Origin of the sequence: Mycobacterium sp. (genome assembly GCF_052144515.1) — a bacterium.
Lineage (GTDB): Bacteria > Actinomycetota > Actinomycetes > Mycobacteriales > Mycobacteriaceae > Mycobacterium.
Genome location: NZ_JBKQQD010000093.1, coordinates 1 through 18,644, shown reverse-complemented (window position 1 = coordinate 18,644; position 18,644 = coordinate 1). Strand labels below are relative to the sequence as shown.

13 protein-coding genes, 1 pseudogene and 1 riboswitch are annotated in these 18,644 nt (G+C 65.1%); of the genes and pseudogenes, 7 read left to right on the top strand and 7 right to left on the bottom strand.

Annotated features, from left to right (window positions below; all coding sequences use genetic code 11):
- The 3 genes from ACLP9N_RS05265 to ACLP9N_RS05255 form a co-directional block, all read right to left on the bottom strand.
- The coding region (locus tag ACLP9N_RS05265; protein WP_442406391.1) for a CbtA family protein at nt 1-401 on the bottom strand (401 nt) is incomplete at its 3' end.
- Nucleotides 402-413: 12 nt separating this feature from the next.
- Nucleotides 414-584, bottom strand: a complete 171-nt coding sequence (locus ACLP9N_RS05260; RefSeq protein WP_442397370.1) for a CbtB domain-containing protein — start codon at nt 582-584, stop codon at nt 414-416.
- A gap of 253 nt (nt 585-837) precedes the next feature.
- Entirely contained in the window at nt 838-1,482 is a 645-nt protein-coding gene (locus tag ACLP9N_RS05255) for a GntR family transcriptional regulator (RefSeq protein WP_442368133.1), read from the bottom strand.
- A 68-nt stretch (nt 1,483-1,550) separates the two neighbouring features.
- Here ACLP9N_RS05255 and ACLP9N_RS05250 point away from each other — a divergent pair, with 68 nt between their 5' ends.
- The 3 genes from ACLP9N_RS05250 to ACLP9N_RS05240 are packed head-to-tail and all read left to right on the top strand — an operon-like array spanning nt 1,551 to nt 5,070.
- Nucleotides 1,551-2,915, top strand: coding sequence for an LLM class flavin-dependent oxidoreductase (locus tag ACLP9N_RS05250; RefSeq protein WP_442368131.1), 1,365 nt, complete (start codon nt 1,551-1,553; stop codon nt 2,913-2,915).
- A gap of 21 nt (nt 2,916-2,936) precedes the next feature.
- A complete protein-coding gene (locus ACLP9N_RS05245) occupies nt 2,937-4,121 on the top strand; it encodes a CaiB/BaiF CoA transferase family protein (protein ID WP_442368139.1) in 1,185 nt (394 codons plus the stop codon).
- 19 nt (nt 4,122-4,140) lie between these two features.
- Nucleotides 4,141-5,070: an HpcH/HpaI aldolase/citrate lyase family protein gene (locus ACLP9N_RS05240; protein WP_442368129.1), complete on the top strand. Its 930-nt coding sequence runs from the start codon at nt 4,141-4,143 to the stop codon at nt 5,068-5,070.
- Nucleotides 5,071-5,081: 11 nt separating this feature from the next.
- On the opposite strand, the gene ACLP9N_RS05235 is transcribed toward ACLP9N_RS05240, so the two are convergent.
- Nucleotides 5,082-6,506: a short-chain fatty acyl-CoA regulator family protein gene (locus ACLP9N_RS05235; protein WP_442368127.1), complete on the bottom strand. Its 1,425-nt coding sequence runs from the start codon at nt 6,504-6,506 to the stop codon at nt 5,082-5,084.
- A gap of 110 nt (nt 6,507-6,616) precedes the next feature.
- On the opposite strand from ACLP9N_RS05235, the gene prpD reads away from it, so the two are divergent.
- From prpD to ACLP9N_RS05215, 4 genes are read left to right on the top strand one after another with little or no spacing between them, the layout of a single operon-like run.
- The gene (gene prpD / locus ACLP9N_RS05230) at nt 6,617-8,122 is read left to right on the top strand and encodes a 2-methylcitrate dehydratase PrpD (protein ID WP_442368125.1); all 1,506 of its coding nucleotides are present in this window, start codon (nt 6,617-6,619) and stop codon (nt 8,120-8,122) included.
- Nucleotides 8,122-9,039 carry a methylisocitrate lyase gene (gene prpB, locus ACLP9N_RS05225; protein ID WP_442368123.1) on the top strand — a complete coding sequence of 306 codons (918 nt, stop codon included), beginning with the start codon at nt 8,122-8,124 and terminating at the stop codon, nt 9,037-9,039. Before prpD ends, prpB begins: the two co-directional genes overlap by 1 nt.
- Nucleotides 9,036-10,172 carry a bifunctional 2-methylcitrate synthase/citrate synthase gene (locus ACLP9N_RS05220; RefSeq protein ID WP_442368121.1) on the top strand — a complete coding sequence of 379 codons (1,137 nt, stop codon included), beginning with the start codon at nt 9,036-9,038 and terminating at the stop codon, nt 10,170-10,172. The genes prpB and ACLP9N_RS05220 overlap by 4 nt, the downstream gene beginning before the upstream one ends.
- A gap of 15 nt (nt 10,173-10,187) precedes the next feature.
- The gene (locus tag ACLP9N_RS05215) at nt 10,188-13,571 is read left to right on the top strand and encodes a pyruvate carboxylase (RefSeq protein WP_442406390.1); all 3,384 of its coding nucleotides are present in this window, start codon (nt 10,188-10,190) and stop codon (nt 13,569-13,571) included.
- A 227-nt stretch (nt 13,572-13,798) separates the two neighbouring features.
- Here the strand turns inward: ACLP9N_RS05215 and metE are convergent, their stop codons facing one another.
- The 3 genes and pseudogenes from metE to ACLP9N_RS05200 all read right to left on the bottom strand — a co-directional run.
- Nucleotides 13,799-16,063, bottom strand: coding sequence for a 5-methyltetrahydropteroyltriglutamate--homocysteine S-methyltransferase (gene metE, locus ACLP9N_RS05210; RefSeq protein ID WP_442368137.1), 2,265 nt, complete (start codon nt 16,061-16,063; stop codon nt 13,799-13,801).
- Nucleotides 16,064-16,222: 159 nt separating this feature from the next.
- A riboswitch (cobalamin riboswitch) is annotated at nt 16,223-16,401 on the bottom strand.
- A gap of 189 nt (nt 16,402-16,590) precedes the next feature.
- On the bottom strand, nt 16,591-18,093 hold the full coding sequence (locus tag ACLP9N_RS05205) for a PE-PPE domain-containing protein (protein WP_442368117.1): 1,503 nt from the start codon (nt 18,091-18,093) through the stop codon (nt 16,591-16,593).
- A 27-nt stretch (nt 18,094-18,120) separates the two neighbouring features.
- Nucleotides 18,121-18,644, bottom strand: a pseudogene (locus tag ACLP9N_RS05200) (PPE domain-containing protein); the annotation flags it as partial.

Genomic DNA, 18,644 nt, shown 5'->3' with positions numbered 1-18,644 from the left:
CGCGTCACCCGCTGGCACGTCCAAATCAGGCTTCGTATCGCCCTCGACCCGCCACCACCCGAACCACCCCACCCAACAGGCCGAACAGGCCGAACAGGCAAACCACCACCACACCTGCGCCCAGTGTCAACCCCAGACGGTTTGCGATCCGTTGGTGACACGATGATGCCCGTGGTGAGACCGACCGTGGACTGCATGGCCCGGCTGAAAATCTCCGGCCCTTCGGGAGCCACCGGTCGCCCTGCCGCCGTGTTCAACGCTGCCAGGACGGCGGTGCGACGGGATTCGTAATCGATCGACTTGGCGATCACGGGCTCAGCCCAAATCCGGGCAAAGACGATGCCCAACACTCCGGCGATCAGACCGGCGACGGCTCCGCGCCCGATGACACGGGTCTCCATCAAGTCGCCTGATCAGTGGCAGGGGAAGCCCAGGAAGTGTCGCGCGTCATGCACCCACTCGTGGACCACCATGGTCTTGCCGAACACCGAGACCATGCCCTCGTCGACACCGACGAAGTAGTAGGCCAACAGCGCCAGGAGAACCGTCACGCCGAGCAGCACGGTTACCCGGCCCTTCGACAGGGCTTCAGGGGAGACACCCACACGGGGACTCGGTACGGAAACCGGGAATGCTTGCCACGAGAAACCTCCTTCAGGAGTTGTGCGCCCCTAATCGGACCAGCGTGACGGCGGCGAAAGATCTGACTCACCCGCCGAACGAGGCCGGGCCTACAGTGGCGCAACCGTCCCGGACTCTCACCGGGTTCCATGCACCGCCATCCAGACCTAAGAGAAACACCCCGAGAATGGCGCGTCAAGGCGGGATCCGTTCGGATTAGCGCCGGTCGAGCCATGTGGCCAGCGACCGGCCGGCTTCCAGCACGTGGCGTTCGGCGATGGAACGGGCGTGCTCGGAGTCGTGGTCGGCGATTGCTTGGAGCAGTTCGTCGTGTTCATCGAGTGAGTGCTTCTCGTGGTCGGGGAAAAGGGTCAGGAAGTTGGTGGGGACCACGCGGGCGGCTTGCCTGAGTTGGGCGAGTAGACGCGGCGAATGAGCGGCGCGGTGGATCTCTTGATGAAAGTGCCAATTGGCTTCACCGATGCTGTCGTCCCCCGCCCGCGCGGCGACCTCGGCGGCAAGCTCGCGCAGCGCGGCGAGTTCGTGCGGGGTGATGCGCTGCGTTGCCCATGCGGCGGCCTGTCCGGTGAGGACACCCAGAATGGTGAAGCTGTCGATGACGTCCTTGGAGCTGATGCCGACGACGGTGATTCCGCTGCGTGGTGCAACGTGCACCAGTCCTTCGAAGGACAGTTCCAGGAGTGCCTCACGCACCGGGGTGCGACTTGTGGCGAACTCTGCGGTGATGGCATCCAGGTCAATGCGCGAGCCCGCAGGTAGTGCTCCGGTCAAGATGCGGTCTCGGAGCTCGCGGGCAGCGCGTTCCCGCACGGTCCCAGAGATATCGACTGTGCCTGCCATAAGTGCACGATAACAGGCACAAGCACACCACATTTGAAATCTGATATATCAAATGTTAGTTTCCTTCCATGGCACAGCAACAGCGCACGATGTCACTGGTGGCGTTTATGCAGGCGGGCAGCACGTCGGTCTATGCGGGGTCGTGGCGGCATCCGGCCACCGAGCACGGGTACCTCGACGCCTCGTACTACGCCAAGATTGGGCGTCAGCTCGAAGAGGGTTGCTTCGATCTGATGTTCTTTGACGACCGGCTCGCGATGCCCGGCATTTACGGAAATTCGGTAGCCGAGGCGGTGCGCTATGGGGCCAGACCGGTCAAGTTGGACCTGAGCGTGGTGATGGGTGTGCTGGCGCAGACCACATCGCGCATCGGATTGGGCGCCACCTATTCGACGACGTACTACGCGCCGTTTCACATCGCGCGGACGTTCGCCACGCTGGACCACCTGTCGCGCGGGCGTGCTGCGTGGAACGTCGTCACGTCGGTGAACGACAGCGAGGCCCAGAACTTCGGCGTGCAGTCGCACCTGGGTCATGACGAGCGTTATGACCGGGCCGACGAATTCCTCGAGGTGGTGTCCGGCCTGTGGGACACCTGGGAGGACGGGGCGGTACTGCACGACCGGTCCTCGGGCATCTACGCCGACCCCGGAAAGGTGCATGAGCTCGGCCATGTCGGGCAGTATTTCTCGGCGCGCGGACCACTGACCGTTCCGCGGACTCCGCAAGGGCGCCCGGTCCTTCTACAGGCGGGATCGTCGGGCCGTGGTCGTGAATTTGCTTCCCGCTGGGCCGATCTGATCTTCACCGGCGATCCCGGCATAGAGGTGGCCCGCGCCCACTACCGAGATCAGAAGGACCGTATTGCCGTCGCCGGCCGGGATCCCGCGCAGGTGCGGATCTGCCCGATGGCATACGCGGTGGTCGGTGAATCCGAAGCGCACGCCAAGGATCGTGAGGCCATGCTCCTCAACGACCTGGTGCATCCGATGGCGTCGCTGACTCTGTTGTCGGAATTGATGAATTACGACTTCGCCCAACACGATCTCGACGAGCCGGTGACCGACGAGCTGATCGCCTCGGTGTCGGGCATCCGGGGTTTGGTGGAAGGCCTGCGCGAACACATCGGCGGGGACATCACCGTGCGCGACCTCGCCGCGCACCGCGCCACCCTGCTGCAGGGGCCACGCTTCGTAGGTACCGGCCCTCAGGTCGCCGACCAGATGGCCGAATGGTTCGACAGCGGAGCCTGCGACGGGTTCGTCCTGGCCGCCACGCACCTGCCGGGCGCGTTCGAGGACGTCGTGCGGATGGTGGTGCCGGAGCTGCAACGGCGCGGCCTGTTCCGCACCCGCTACGAGGGATCGACGCTGCGCGAGCACCTCGGACTGAGCCGGCCGGAACCCCGTCGTCGCGTGGCGTCCGTCTCGTAGATGGGTACACAGCAGAGCGCGATGCTCGACGGTGTACGAGTCCTCGAGCTGGCGACGCTGGCGGCCGCCCCATTGGTGGCGACGTATCTCGGCGAGTTCGGGGCCGACGTCATCAAGGTCGAGGATCCGCGGCACGGTGATCCGATTCGGGCGTGGGGCCACCAGCGCAACGGAATTGGGCTGATGTGGAAGTCGATAGCGCGCAACAAGCGTTCGATCACGCTCAACCTGCGCTGCCGCGAAGGTCAGGCGCTTGCGCGGCGGTTGGTGAAGAAGGCCGATGTCGTGATCGTCAACACCCGGCCCCAGACGTTGCGCCTGTGGGGTTTGGATTACCACAGCCTGCGGGCGGTCAACGAACGGATCGTGATGCTGCACATCACCGGTTATGGGTTGACCGGGCCCAAATCGCAGCGTCCCGGGTTCGGGACCTTGGGCGAGGCGATGAGCGGCTTTGCGCACATCACCGGCCAGCCCGACGGGCCACCGACGCTGCCGCCCTTCATGCTGGCCGATGGCGTCGCCTCGCTGAACGCCGCCTACGCGGTACTGATGGCGCTGTATCACCGAGACGTGCACGGCGGGACCGGTCAGCTGATCGACATCAATCTGATCGACCCGTTGGCCCGGCTGCTGGAGCAGACGCTGCTGGGCTATGACCAGCTCGGTCTGGTTCCAGCGCGGGCGGGCAATCGCTGGGATATTTCGGCCCCCCGCAACACCTATCAGACCGCAGACGGCCGCTGGCTGGCCATGTCGGGTAGTTCACCTGCGTTGGCGCTGAGGGTGTTTCGGGCAATCGGCCGCGACGACCTGGTCGTGGATGCCGACTTTTCAGATCCGCAGCGCCGCCTGGCGCGTGCGCCAGAGGTTGATGAGGTTGTCGCGAAATGGGTGTCGTCGAAAACGCTGGCGGAGGCGATGGAGGTCTTCGACGCTGCGGAGGTGGCGGCCGCGCCCGTGTACGACATCGCTGACCTGGTAGCCGACGAGCAGCTGCGGCACCGCGGGGTTTTCGTCTCCGTCGACGATCGCGAGCTCGGCCCGATGACGGTGCAGGCGCCGGTCCCGAGGTTCTCCGGATCGCCAGGCCGCATCGAGCATCTCGGGCCGACCTTAGGGGAGCACAATGCCGAGGTATACGGCGAGGTTCTCGGCCTGACCGTATCCGACATCGACGAACTGCACGCCACAGGTGTGCTGTAACCCGTAAAGGAAAACCGATATGACCGGCCTTCTTCGCCGCTCCGAGCTCGCGCTGCCGGCCAGCAATGACTATATGTTCGCCAAGGCGCTGTCAAGCGGCGCCGACCTGGTCTTCCTCGATCTCGAGGACGCCGTACCGCCTGCGTTCAAGGAGGAATCGCGGGAAAAGGCGATCGCCGCGCTGACCGAACTCGACTGGGGATCCACCGCGCGGGCGGTCCGCATCAACGGGCTGGAGACTCAATGGTCTCACGACGACGTCATCGAGGTCGTCACCCGGGCCGGCGCCCACCTCGACACCATCGTGGTCCCCAAGGCCCGCACCGCCAAGGACGTGTGGTGGGTAGACGTGCTGCTCACCCAGCTCGAAGCAAAGCTCAACCTGGACAGGCGCATTCGGCTCGAAGTGCTGATCGAGGAAGTCGAAGGCTTGGCGAATGCGGAGGCGATCGCGGTCTCCAGCCCGCGCATCGACGCACTGATATTCGGGGTCGGCGACTTCTCGCTGTCGCAGGGCGCGCGGGTTGACACCAACTTCGTGCCGCTCGGTGATTATCCGGGCGACTTCTGGCACTATGCCCGCAACAAGATCATGGTCGCGGCGCGGATCGCCGGCATCGACGCCATCGATGCGCCCTACCCCGACTACCAGGACCTGGCCGGCTACGAACGCGACGCTCGTCGTGCCTCGCTGATCGGCTACACCGGCAAATGGGCGATCCACCCCGGCCAGGTGCCGGTGGCCAACGAGGTCTACTCGCCGACTGATGGCGAAATCGCTTTGGCTGAACGCAATCTCGCGGCCTACCGTGAGGCCGCTGCGCAGGGCCGCGGCGCGGTAGGCGTCGAGGGCGTTCTCGTCGACGCCGCTCACGTGAAGATGGCCGAGCAGACCCTGGCCCGGGTCGCACTGATCAAGGGTCGCCTGCCCGCCGGCGTCGGACGGTAGCGACCGGGCCGTCAGTTTGGGGTGGCGGGTGGATAGGGGAGATCAGTATTGGTGTGGGGGTCGACGTACACCGGGCGGCCGAGGTAGGGGAAGGCGCGCTGGGGGCAGGCGGCGCGGTCGCAGATCTTGCACCCCGCACCGATCGGCACGATCGCCTCGGGATCCGTCAAGTCGATCCCGACGGAGTAGATCAACTTCTCGGCGTGGGCCACGTCGCATCCGAGCCCAATCGTGAAGGTCTTATCCGGGCCAAGATAGCGGCTCGGTTCTGCGGTGATGGTCCTCGCGATCCAGAAATAGGTGCGTTCGTCGGGCATCTGAGCCACTTGCGTCAGGAATTGACCGGGCCGTGAGAAGGCGTGGTGAACCACCCATAAGGGACAGTTTCCCCCGACGCGGGAAAAGTGAAATGCCGTGGCGGACTGCCTTTTAGAGATGTTGCCGGCACTGTCGGTGCGAACGAAGATAAACGGGACACCACGCGCACTCGGCCGTTGCAGGGTGGATAGCCGGTGGCAGATGGTTTCGAAGCCCACCTCGAACCGTCGTGCTAACTGGTCGATGTCGTAGCGCACGCTCTCGGCGGCGTCGAGGAATTTCAGGTAGGGCAGTAGCAGGGCGCCGGCGAAGTAGTTGGCCAGGCCGATGCGGGCCACCCCTCGTGCATCGTCGCTGAGCTGATCGTCGCCGGCGATGATCCCGGAAATCAAACCGGCCTGGGTGAGCAGCGCGATCTGAGTCGCGAGCTGAAAGGCGCGTTGGCCGGGGTGGAGCCACCGGGCCACGTACAGCGTTTTCGATTCGGGTTGAAAGAGGCGTTTGGCGTTGGGATTCAGCGTCCGGCCGTCATCGATCACCACGGTGACGCCAAGTTTGTCGGCAAGTAGCTCCGCCAGCTGGCCGTCAAGTCCACCAATCCGCAGGCGGCTTCGGTTGAACAGTTCCTCGGCCGCGATATCGAGCTCGCCGACGTAGTTCTTGCGGTCATAGAAGAAGTCTCGGACCTCTTCAAAAGGCATCGGCTGCTGGGATATCGCTGTTGGTTCGACGTTGGCTCGACTATGGAGCGCTTCAAGGTCGGCAGTGGCGTCGTGCAACCGCCGGTGCAGGTTGACCAGCGTTTGGCCGACCGCCGGCATGCGGGCGACGAGCTCCGCGATTTGTGCGGCGGTTGCGGACGTCTCGGCAAGGACCTCTCTGAGGTCGGAGATCAAACGGGCATCGGAATCCGGCGCGAAATACTGGGGCGGTAAGTCGAAACGCTCGGTGAGGGTGAGCAGTACCGGGACCGTGATCGGGCGCTGGTCGTTTTCGAGCTGGTTGACGTAACTGGTCGACAATTCCAGGACGCGCGCCAGCGCCACTTGGGTTAACCCATGCTCCTCGCGTAACCGCCGTAGCCGCGCACCGGCGAACGTCTTCGCCACCTGTCCCACGGTACGCCCATCGCCTTTCACAATATTCGCAAAATCGAGCGGTCCAGGACACAAAATTACGCTTTTACAGGGCATTTACGTCCAGACTGGGGCTGCGTACTGTGCGGCTTATGCGCATCCATGACGTTCGAACCCGGCGCAGCGCCGACGATTTCCCCCGCAGTGAACACCTCGCGTGGAAGATCGCCGAGGTCGCGGCGGACCCGGTCGCCGTGCCGGCGGACACCGAGGCGATGGTGATCAACCGCATCATCGACAACGCCGCGGTTTCGGCCGCCTCCGTCATCCGCCGTCCGGTCGCCGTAGCGCGGGCCCAGGCGCAGGCGCACCCCAACTCATTCAAGGGCGCGAAGGTTTTCGGTGTCGGCGGCGACCACTCACCGGAATGGGCGGCCTGGGCCAACGGGGTCGCGGTACGCGAACTGGACTTCCACGACACCTTCCTGGCCGAGGAGTACTCCCACCCGGGTGACAACATCCCCGCCCTGGTCGCCGTTGCGCAGCACCTCGGGATCGGCGGAGCCGACCTGATCCGCGGCATCGCGACCGGCTACGAGATCCAGGTCGACCTGGTCAAGGGGATCTGCTTGCACGAACACAAGATCGACCACGTCGCGCACCTCGGCCCGTCGGTGGCCGCCGGCCTGGGCACCATGCTGCGTCTCGACAAGGAGACCATTTACCAGGCCATCGGACAGGCGCTGCACCTGACGACGTCCACCCGGCAGTCGCGCAAGGGCCTGATCTCCAGCTGGAAGGCTTTCGCGCCCGCCTGGGCCGGCAAGGTCGCCATCGAGGCCGTCGACCGCGCGATGCGCGGGGAGGGCGCACCGGCGCCGATCTGGGAGGGCGAGGACGGCGTGATCGCCTGGCTGCTGTCCGGCCCCGAGCACACCTACCAGGTGCCGCTGCCAGAGACTGGCGAGCCGAAACGGGCCATCCTGGACAGCTACACCAAGGAGCACTCGGCGGAATACCAGAGCCAGGCCCTGATCGACCTGGCCCGCCGGCTGCGCGAGCGCATCGGTGACCTGGATCAGATCGCGACGATCGTCCTGCACACCAGCCATCACACCCACTACGTGATCGGCACCGGGTCCAACGATCCGCAGAAGATGGACCCGGACGCTTCCCGGGAAACGCTGGACCACTCGGTGATGTACATTTTCGCGGTCGCGCTCCAGGACGGCACCTGGCATCACGAGCGCTCCTACGCGCCTGAGCGGGCGCACCGGCCCGACACCGTCGAGCTGTGGCACAAAATCTCGACGCGCGAAGACCCCGAATGGACCCGGCGCTACCACTCCAGCGACCCGGCACAGAAGGCCTTCGGTGCCCGCGCCGAGATCACCCTGAAAAGCGGCGAGGTCATCGTCGACGAGATCGCCGTCGCTGACGCCCACCCGTTGGGAGCCAGGCCATTTGAGCGCAAGCAGTACGTCGGGAAGTTCACCGAGCTGGCCGAGGGTGTCGTCAACGACGCTGAGCAACAGCGGTTCCTGTCGGTGGTTGAAGGCCTGTCCGGACTGGAGGCGGGCGCTCTGGGCGCGCTCAATATTGTCGTCGATCCGACGGTGCTGGAAAAGGCGCCGACGATTCCGCCGGGGATCTTCTGATGAGGGGGCTCATCGGCAGCGCCCTGCCTGCCGGCGACAAGCGGGCCCGGTTCCGCAAGGGGCTGGAAAGCGGTCGGCTGCAACGCTTTCCGGGCGCCTTCTCGCCGCTGGTTGCCAAGCTGGTCGCCGAGATCGGGTTCGACGGGGTGTATGTGTCGGGTGCGGTGCTGTCGGCCGACCTGGGCCTGCCCGACATCGGGCTGACCACCCTGACCGAAGTCAGCGGGCGTGGCGCACAGATCGCGTCGGTCACCGACCTGCCGACCTTCATCGACGCAGACACCGGCTTCGGCGAACCGATGAGCGCGGCTCGCACTGTAACCGTGCTGGAGGACGCCGGACTGGCCGGATGCCATCTGGAGGACCAAGTAAACCCGAAGCGATGTGGACACCTCGACGGGAAGGTAGTCGTGCCCACCAGCGAGATGATCAAACGCGTCCGGGCCGCGGTATCTGCCAGGCGGGATCCCAATTTCATCATCTGCGCACGTACCGACGCCGCGGGTATCGAGGGGGTGCCCGCGGCTATAGATCGCGCCAAGGCCTACGCCGACGCGGGCGCCGACCTCATCTTCACCGAGGCCCTGCACACACCCGCTGAATTCGAGCAATTTCGAGCGGCGCTGGATACACCCTTGTTGGCCAACATGACCGAGTTCGGCAAGTCGCAACTGCTGACGGCCAAGCAGCTCTCCGACATCGGCTACAACGTCGTGATCTACCCCGTGACCACACTGCGGTTAGCCATGCACGCCGTCGAGGTCGGCCTTCGTGAAATCGCCGACACCGGAACGCAATCCGGCCTTCTGGACCGCATGCAACACCGCAGCCGACTCTACGAGCTACTGCGCTACGCCGACTACAACCAATTCGATTCCGACATCTACAACTTCGCACTCAAGGGAGTCACGCCATGAGCACCATCGAAGACAACAAACCCCGCATCTACAAAGGCTTAGCCGGTGTCGTCGTCGACACCACCGCCATCTCCAAGGTCGTCCCGGAGACCAACTCGCTGACCTACCGGGGATACGCGGTCCAAGACCTCGCTGCACACTGCAGCTTCGAGCAGGTGGCCTACTTGCTGTGGCACGGCGAACTACCCAACGACCAACAGTTGGCGCTGTTCACTCAGCGGGAACGCGCTTCCCGCCGGCTGAACCGATCCATGCTGTCGCTCTTGGCGAAACTGCCCGACACCTGCCACCCGATGGATGTGGTGCGCACGTTGATCAGCTACATGGGGGCCGAAGACCCCGACGAGGACGACAGCAGCCCGAAGGCCAACTACGCCAAGTCGCTGCGGATGTTCGCGGTTCTGCCCACCATCGTCGCCGCCGACATGCGCCGCCGGCGCGGCCTGGAGCCCATAGCCCCGCACAGCCACATGAACTATGCGCAGAACTTCCTGCACATGTGCTTCGGCGACGTTCCCGAGCAGGTGGTCGTGGACGCTTTCGAGCAGTCCATGGTGCTCTACGCCGAACACAGCTTCAACGCCTCCACATTCGCCGCGCGGGTGGTCACCTCCACCCAGTCCGACATCTACAGTGCGGTAACGGCGGCCATCGGTGCGCTCAAGGGCCCGCTGCACGGCGGCGCCAACGAAGCGGTGATGCACGACATGCTCGAAATCGGCACTGCAGACAAAGCATCGGAGTGGCTGCAGGGCAAGCTGGCCCGCAAAGACAAGATCATGGGATTCGGTCACCGGGTGTACAAGCACGGCGACTCGCGGGTGCCGACCATGAAGCAGGCCTTAGAACGTGTCGCCGCAGCTCGCGACGGTCAACGGTGGCTGGACATCTACAACGTCCTGGAGCAGGACATGCTGGCTGCCACCGGAATCAAGCCGAACCTGGACTTTCCGACCGGGCCCGCCTACCACCTGATGGGCTTCGACATCGGTTGCTTCACACCGATTTTCGTGATGAGCCGAATCACCGGATGGACGGCCCACATCATCGAGCAGACCGCGTCCAACGCCTTGATCCGTCCGCTGAGCGAATATGTCGGGCCGCCGCAACGCGCGCTCACATTGACCCGCTGACCTCGAAGTACGCCAGTGATTTCCAAGGTTCTGGTCGCGAACCGGGGCGAGATCGCGATCCGGGCGTTCCGCGCTGCCTACGAACTGGGCATGGGCACGGTGGCGGTGTATCCCGTCGAGGACCGCAACTCGGCACACCGGGCAAAGGCCGACGAGTCGTACCAGATCGGTGCAGCCGGGCATCCCGTCCGGGCGTATCTCAACGTCGGGGAAATCGTCGCGACGGCGCAGGCCTGCGGTGCCGACGCGATCTACCCCGGCTACGGCTTCTTATCGGAGAACCCGGAATTGGCGGCGACCTGCACATCGGCCGGGATCACCTTTGTGGGCCCTTCGGTGCATGTGCTCGAGCTGACCGGGAACAAATCGCGGGCAGTCGCCGAGGCGCGGGCGGCAGGGCTGCCCGTGCTGGCATCCTCGGCGCCCTCGTCGTCGACCGAGGAATTGCTGGCGGCCGCCTCCTCGATGCAGTTCCCCGTGTTCGTCAAGGCGGTCGCCGGAGGTGGCGGGCGCGGCATGCGCCGGGTCAGTGATCCCGCCGAATTAGCCGAGGCGATCGAGGCGGCATCCCGGGAAGCCGAATCAGCCTTCGGGGACCCGACGGTGTTCCTCGAACAGGCGGTGATCAATCCGCGTCATATCGAGGTGCAAATCCTGGCCGACACCCACGGAAACGTCATCCACCTCTACGAGCGAGACTGCAGCCTACAGCGCCGGCACCAGAAGGTCATCGAAGTCGCGCCAGCGCCAAACCTAGATCCGCAACTGCGCGAACGCATCTGCGCGGACGCGGTGGGGTTCGCGCGACGTATCGGCTACACCTGCGCCGGCACAGTCGAATTCCTGCTCGATGAACGCGGCAACTACGTGTTCATCGAGATGAACCCGCGCATCCAAGTCGAACACACGGTGACCGAGGAGATCACCGACGTCGACCTGGTCTCGGCGCAGCTGCGCATCGCCGCCGGCGACAGCCTCAGCGATCTCGGATTGAGTCAGCAGTCAATCACCTCGCACGGGGCCGCCTTGCAGTGCCGGATCACCACCGAGGATCCCTCAAACGGGTTCCGGCCCGACACCGGACGCATCACCGCCTACCGCACGCCCGGTGGAGCGGGCATCCGATTGGATGATGGTGCCCACCTGGGTGGGGAAGTATCGGCATATTTCGATTCGATGTTGGTCAAGCTGACCTGCCGGGGCCGGGATTTCGCGACCGCTGTTCGCCGAGCACGCCGGGCGGTCGCCGAGTTCCGCATCCGCGGAGTAACAACCAACACGCCTTTCCTGCAGGCGGTGCTCGACGACCCCGACTTTGTGGCAGGCCGCGTAACAACGTCGTTCATAAACGAGCGCCCGCAGTTGCTGACGGCGCATGCCAGCGCTGACCGAGGCACCAAGATCCTCAACTACTTGGCTGACGTGACGGTCAACCAGCCGCACGGTCCGCGACCGTCGACGGTGTACCCCCACGACAAACTGCCGCAGGTCGATCTCTCGGCGCCGCCGGTGTCGGGGTCCAAACAGCGTCTAGCAGAGTTGGGACCGGAAGGATTCGCGCAATGGATGCGAGAATCAAAACACGTCGGTGTCACCGACACGACGTTCCGCGACGCACATCAATCGCTGCTGGCCACCCGGGTTCGCACCACCGGATTACTCAGGGTCGCCCCCTACATTGCCCGGATGATGCCGCAGCTGTTGTCGGTGGAGTGCTGGGGCGGGGCGACCTACGACGTGGCGCTGCGGTTCCTGAAGGAATACCCCTGGCAGCGGCTGGCCGCGCTGCGTGAGGCGATGCCCAACATCTGTTTGCAGATGCTGCTGCGCGGCCGGAACACGGTGGGATACACACCGTATCCGGAGATCGTGACGAAAGCATTTATCGAAGAAGCCACGAGCACCGGGATCGACATCTTCCGGATCTTCGACGCTTTGAACAACGTCGACTCCATGCGACCGGCCATCGACGCCGTCCGGGAAACCGGGACGGCGGTCGCCGAAGTCGCGATGTCCTACACTGGCGATCTCGGCGATCCGGCCGAAACCCTCTACACCCTGGACTATTACCTGAAACTGGCCGAGCAGATCGTCACCGCGGGCGCGCACGTGCTGGCGGTCAAGGACATGGCCGGGCTGCTGCGGGCACCGGCTGCGGCCACGCTGGTTTCGGCGCTCAAGTCGCGGTTCGACTTGCCGGTGCACGTGCATACCCACGACACCCCGGGCGGACAACTGGCGACCTACGTCGCGGCCTGGCACGCCGGAGCCGACGCGGTCGACGGGGCAGCGGCCCCACTGGCCGGGACCACGAGTCAGCCCGCGCTGTCCTCGATCGTGGCTGCCGCGGCCCACACCGCCTACGACACCGGACTGTCGCTGGGCGCGGTATGCGACCTCGAACCCTACTGGGAGGCGCTGCGCAAGGTCTACGCGCCGTTCGAATCCGGGCTGCCGGCCCCGACCGGGCGGGTATACCGCCACGAGATCCCCGGCGGGCAATTGTCGAACCTGCGGCAGCAGGCCATTGCGCTCGGACTCGGTGACCGCTTCGAAGACATCGAAAACGCCTACGCGGGTGCCGATGCCATCCTTGGACACCTCGTCAAGGTGACCCCGTCGAGCAAGGTGGTCGGGGACCTGGCGCTGGCTCTGGTCGGTGCCGGGATCAGCGCGCGGGACTTCGCTGCCGATCCGGCACGCTACGACATCCCGGACTCGGTCATCGGATTTCTGCGCGGCGAACTCGGTGATCCACCCGGGGGCTGGCCGGAACCCTTGCGTACCAAGGCGCTATACGGTCGTGGCCCCGCCAAGCCCGAGCAGTCCCTTTCAGCCCACGACGAGAAGTCGCTGTTAGCGGCAGGAGCCGTCCGCCAAGCAACACTGAACCGGCTGCTGTTTCCGGGACCGACGGCAGAGTTCGAAGCGCACCGCGAGGAATACGGCGACACGTCACGGCTGAGCGCCAATCAATTCTTCTACGGTCTGCGTCATGGCGAGGAACACCGGGTGAAATTGGAAGCCGGTGTCGAGTTGCTGATCGGCCTGGAGGCTATCTCCGATCCCGACGAGCGCGGAATGCGCACCGTGATGTGCATTTTCAACGGGCAACTGCGCCCCGTAGTGGTGAAAGACCGCAGCATCGCGCCGTCCGTTCCTGCCGCGGAGAAGGCCGACCGTTCCAACCCCGATCATGTCGCGGCTCCGTTCTCCGGCGTCGTCAGCGTCAACGTCGTCACTGGCGACACCGTTGAGGCCGGGCAGACCATCGCCACGATCGAAGCGATGAAGATGGAAGCCGCTATCACCGCGCCCAAAGCCGGCACCGTGGCACGTATGGCGGTTTCCGACACCGCCCAAGTTGAAGGCGGCGACCTGTTGCTGGTCCTCAGCTAGTGGCGTGAGCCATTAATGCAAGACCAGCTCGTCTGTCCCGACGAGGCTTCATCGAGATTGGCGTTGGTGCGAAGAAGTGCGAGTGACCAGCACGCTGGCGTGGATCTCGCTTACCGGAACACCCAATTCGCTGCCAACAAGCGCGCCAGCACGGTGTCGACGAATCAACGGCTCACAACAGCCGGTTTTAGGCCGGCTCCGCGAAGCGGACCCAAAAACCAACTTGCCTAGCTGCGAACCGCTTTCGCGGCGTTGACCATATTGCGCAACGACGCGGTCACTTCCTCCGTCCGACGGGTCTTCAGTCCGCAGTCCGGGTTCACCCAAAGCCGCTCCGCGGGAACGGCGTCAAGTGCGTTACGCAACGCGGACACCATCTCGTCTTTTGTTGGCACCCGTGGGGAATGGATATCGTAGACGCCCGGCCCGACGCTGTTGGAGAAACCGATTGCGTTGAGATCGTCGAGCACCTCCATGTGCGAGCGAGCCGCCTCGATCGAGGTGACATCAGCGTCGAGATCGGCGATCGCGTCGATCACTTCGCCGAACTCCGAATAGCACAGATGCGTATGGATTTGCGTGGCATCACTGACTCCGGAGGTCGCCAGCCGGAACGCTTTCACCGCCCAGAACAGGTAGGCCTGCTTGTCCTTTGCGCGCAGCGGCAGCAGTTCCCGCAGCGCCGGCTCGTCGACCTGGATGATCGCGATCCCCGCCGACTGCAGGTCCACGGTCTCATCACGGATGGCCAGCGCGACCTGATTGGCGCTGTCGGCCAGCGGCTGGTCGTCGCGCACGAACGACCACGCAAGGATGGTGACCGGGCCCGTCAGCATGCCCTTGACCGGCTTGTCGGTCAGCGCCTGGGCGTAGGTGATCCAGTCGACCGTCATCGGTTTCGGCCGCACGACATCGCCATAGAGGATCGGAGGCCGCACGCACCGGGTGCCGTAGGACTGCACCCACCCGTTCTGTGTGGCGAAAAAGCCGTCGAGTTGCTCTGCGAAGTACTGCACCATGTCGTTACGCTCCGGCTCGCCGTGCACCAGCACATCCAGACCGAGCTCCTCCTGCAGCTTGATGACGTCGATGATTTCGGATTTCATCTGCCGCTCGTACTCGGCCTGGTCGATCTGTCCGGCTCGTAGTGCTGCCCTCGCCTTGCGGATCGCCGGGGTCTGCGGGAAGGACCCGATGGTCGTCGTCGGCAGAGCCGGTAGGTGGAGCCGGGCGTTCTGGGCCTCGCGCCGCTGCGCAGCGGGTCCCCGGTGCACACCGGCGGCGAGTACAGAGTCCAGGCGTGCCCGAATCTGGCCCACCTGCAAGCGCGGGTCGCGCGCGCGGGAGGCCGCCGCGGAGTTGGACGCCTCGATCTCCGCAGCGATCGCCTCGCGGCCATCACGAAGCGCCACCGCGAGGGTGGCCACCTCGAAGACCTTCTCGGCGCCGAAAGCCAACCAAGTACGCAGAGCGTCGTCCAGGCCGTCCTCCGGGTCCAGCGAGTAGGGGACGTGCAATGTCGAGCACGACGTGGAGACGGCAAGTGAGCCCACCGAACCCAACAGCGACGCCAGGGTGCTCAGTGCAGCCTCCAGATCGGTGCGCCAGATATTGCGCCCGTCGACGACACCGGCCACCAATAGTTTGTGAGCCAATTCGGGAACCGCAGCGACCGCCTGGACACCGCCCGCCACCAGATCGACCCCGATCGCCTCGACCCGAGTGTGGGCCAGGGCCGGCAGCGCACCGTCGAGCGCGCCGAAATACGTCGCGACAAAAATCGCGGGACGGTGCGCGGCGCTTGCCAGCGTGGTGTAGACGCGCTCGGCAAGTTCGGCCGCATTATCGAGTTGGTCGGTCACCAGGATCGGCTCGTCGAGCTGCACCCAGTCGGCGCCGGCGTCAGCCAACAGTCCCAACACCTCGCCGTACAGCGCCACCAACTCGTCGAGCCGTCCAATCGGCGATCCGGCACCGTCGACCGCCTTGCTCAGCGCAAGGAACGTGATCGGACCAATCAGCACCGGTCGGGCCGGAATACCTTGAGCCTGAGCCTCTTTGAGTTCGTTTAGCACTTTATCAGGGTGCAGCGAGAATGTGGTATCCGGCCCGATCTCGGGCACGATGTAGTGGTAGTTGGTGTCAAACCATTTCGTCATCTCCAGGGGAGCGATCGTGGCGGTACCACGCGCCGCCGCGAAATAGCGGTCGAGATCGTCCTCGATCGCCGCGACGCGAGGCGGCAGCGCGCCCAGCAGGACGGCGGTGTCTAGCACCTGGTCGTAGTAGGAAAAGGTGTTGACCGGAATCGAATCCAGGCCTCCGGCCGCAAGCGCGGCACGCGAGGCGTGGCGAAGCTCCGCGGCCACCGACTCCAACTCGGCGCGAGGGATGGTGCCGGCCCAATACTTCTCGGTCGCGCGCTTGAGCTCGCGGTTCGGGCCGATGCGAGGAGCACCGAGGATGGTGGCGGTAAAGGGTAGCGGTGTCACGGTGATGACGTCCTTCAATGCGACGGGATGCTCGTCGCCGTTGAGGACGTCGCCGAACGAGTGGAACAATGCGCGCCCATAAGGCACGTCCCACTGCGTGCAGCCATCCGCCCAGCCCACGGGGCGACGCGCGCCGGACGCGGCGCGCCCGGCACAACTGGCAGGTCTTCGGACTCACAGGCTCGCACTCCAAGGTGCACCTACTGGCCGTCGCTTCCCAGTTGCCGACTTGCGGCGAACCAGTGCCGATGACGGCGGTCGTTCCTGCATACCGCTGCGGGACAGTCCCGGATTTCCACCGGGTTCCCTCTCACGGTGCGCCTGGATCAGCGCACACCGCTCGATGCCTCCGGCGCACAGGCCCTTGGCAAACCAGCTGCAGGGTGCAGATTACCGCGCCTGTCCGCGGGCAACTACAGCAGCCGCTGTTGCGGGGTCACGCCGACGGCTGTCCACAGTGGATACCGAACTGCAGAGGGTGGTCAACCGTTGTCGTTCCCGTTGTGTGGGGATCACGTCGGGCGCGCTCAACCACTCCCGAACGGCGGGATATTCAGAGCGCGCAGCAGAGAGCCGAGGCCGCTCGTCACCGCGGACACCGCAGTGACGCTGGGCTGACCCAGGTTAATCGATAGACCCGGATCTAGAGACGGAACGAACGGGTAGGTGTCGGGCATGTCGGCCTGCGGCAGCACTCCAGCCAACACCAAGTCGGCCTGCACGCCTTGTGCAGCTCCCCTGGCCAGGTCGGTGCCGAGGGTGACCGGGTTGACCAGGTGGAACAGGCTGGCCGGGGTGGGAAGATTCGCATACTCGGTATTGGCTCCGCCGATGTCGCCGTAGCCCATGTCGATGAGCACCCGCAAGTCCGGCTGAATCAAGTTGAGCAGCGGCTGCGGCAAGTCCAGCGGCCGCAGCAGCGGCAGGTTCTGGGTGGGAACGATGTAGTAGGTGGTATCGCCGGTAGCCCCGGGGGACACCGGCTCGACGACCGCTGTCGCAATCTGCTGGGGCGTGAGGCTCTCGTATCCGGGAATCGGACTCAGCAGGTGGTCGTAGTAGATGCCGGCAATGGCGTTGGCGTCTGCCAGGAAGTTGAGCGGGTAGCGGGGGAAGTCGGCGTAGCCGTCGTATTGGATGGTGTAGATGGACGTCGGGTAGGCCAGATCGGGTGTCGCCCCGTTGAATGTCTCGTTGAAGCCGGGGATGTAGAACCCGGCGAAGCGTTCGAACAAGCCGCCGTCGGGATTGTTGGGATCACCGGCCAGTACGAATCTCAAATCGGACGGGGGCGGTGCATGGATGGAACCGTTGGCGATGCCTTGTAGGTAGTTGGTGGCGATGGTGGCGCTTTGGGAGAACCCGAACACGACGGTTTGTGTGCCCGACGGTTGGGCTGCAATCGCCTGCTTCAGAATCTGGAGTCCCTGAGCAACCGACGTATCGAAGGTCAAACTGTGCAGACCGGTCAGCGGCCAGCCCTGCTCGGGGGTTGTTAAACCGGTCGGGATGGCGGTCTCGGGGGCGATGAGCGGCGAAATGTAGGTGTTGTAGATGTTGGTCAGATAGGTGCTGTTTGGGACGGGGTTGCCGGTGCCGCCCATGATCAGCGTGGCGACGCTGGCGGGTGCAGGGCTGACGGCCGTCCCGATTGCTCCATTGCCGATCAGCGGACGCGCCAACAGCGCCTCGGTGGGTGCGTTGATCGCAGCGAGCAAGTCGCCCCGCGCCGTCTGCAACGGCGACGCGTTCAGCGCCTCCGCGGCCAGATACGATCCAGCCCCCGCACTCAGCGCCTGAACGAACTGTTGATGAAACGCGCCGGCCTGCACGCTGAGCGCCTGAAACTCCTGGCCGTACTCGGCAAATAGTGCCGCCACCGCCGCCGATACCTCATCGGCGCCGGCAGCCATCAGCTCGGTGGTTCCAGCGGCGGCCGTCGTATGCGCCGTATCCAGCGCCGAACGGATGCTGTGCAAATCCGCTGCCGCCGACACCAACGACTCGGGCGTCACGACCAGAAGTGACACGCTGCCCCCTCCCTCCTCGAAGCAAGCTTATTTGTCTCGCTCTTCTGTCTGCCCGGGATCCTGCGGCCCACCGTCTCCTGGTGATTCGTCGTTGGGGTCGCTGCCCCAGGTTTGCGGCAGTCTCGGCGCGGTCGGTCCGGCGCCGAAGCCAGTAGCCAGAGCGATCAATCCTTCCGGGCGGACCGTGTCGGCTTTGGGCACCGTCCCGGTGAATCCCAACGGCCCGGCGCCCCGGTTTGAGGCAGCTGTCGCGGCGGGGGCGCTGTCCGGCGCGTCCAGATCGGGGTCGGCGTCCATGTATTCGTGGCCGCGACCCCTCATCACGGCCTGTCGGCGTCGCCGCGATCGCTCCTGCGTTGATGCCCGCGCCGGGGCTGCGGCCGCCGCGACGATATCCGCCGCCGGCGCTGCGGCCTTGCCACGACCGATCAGCGTCGGGCCTTCCCCCTCGTCAGGTCCACCGCCGGACACCATATAGCCGAAACTGGCGGTGCCGGCCGCGGGTGCCGATGCCGATGCCGGCGCGGACGCGGGCGCCGATGCCGGCGTCG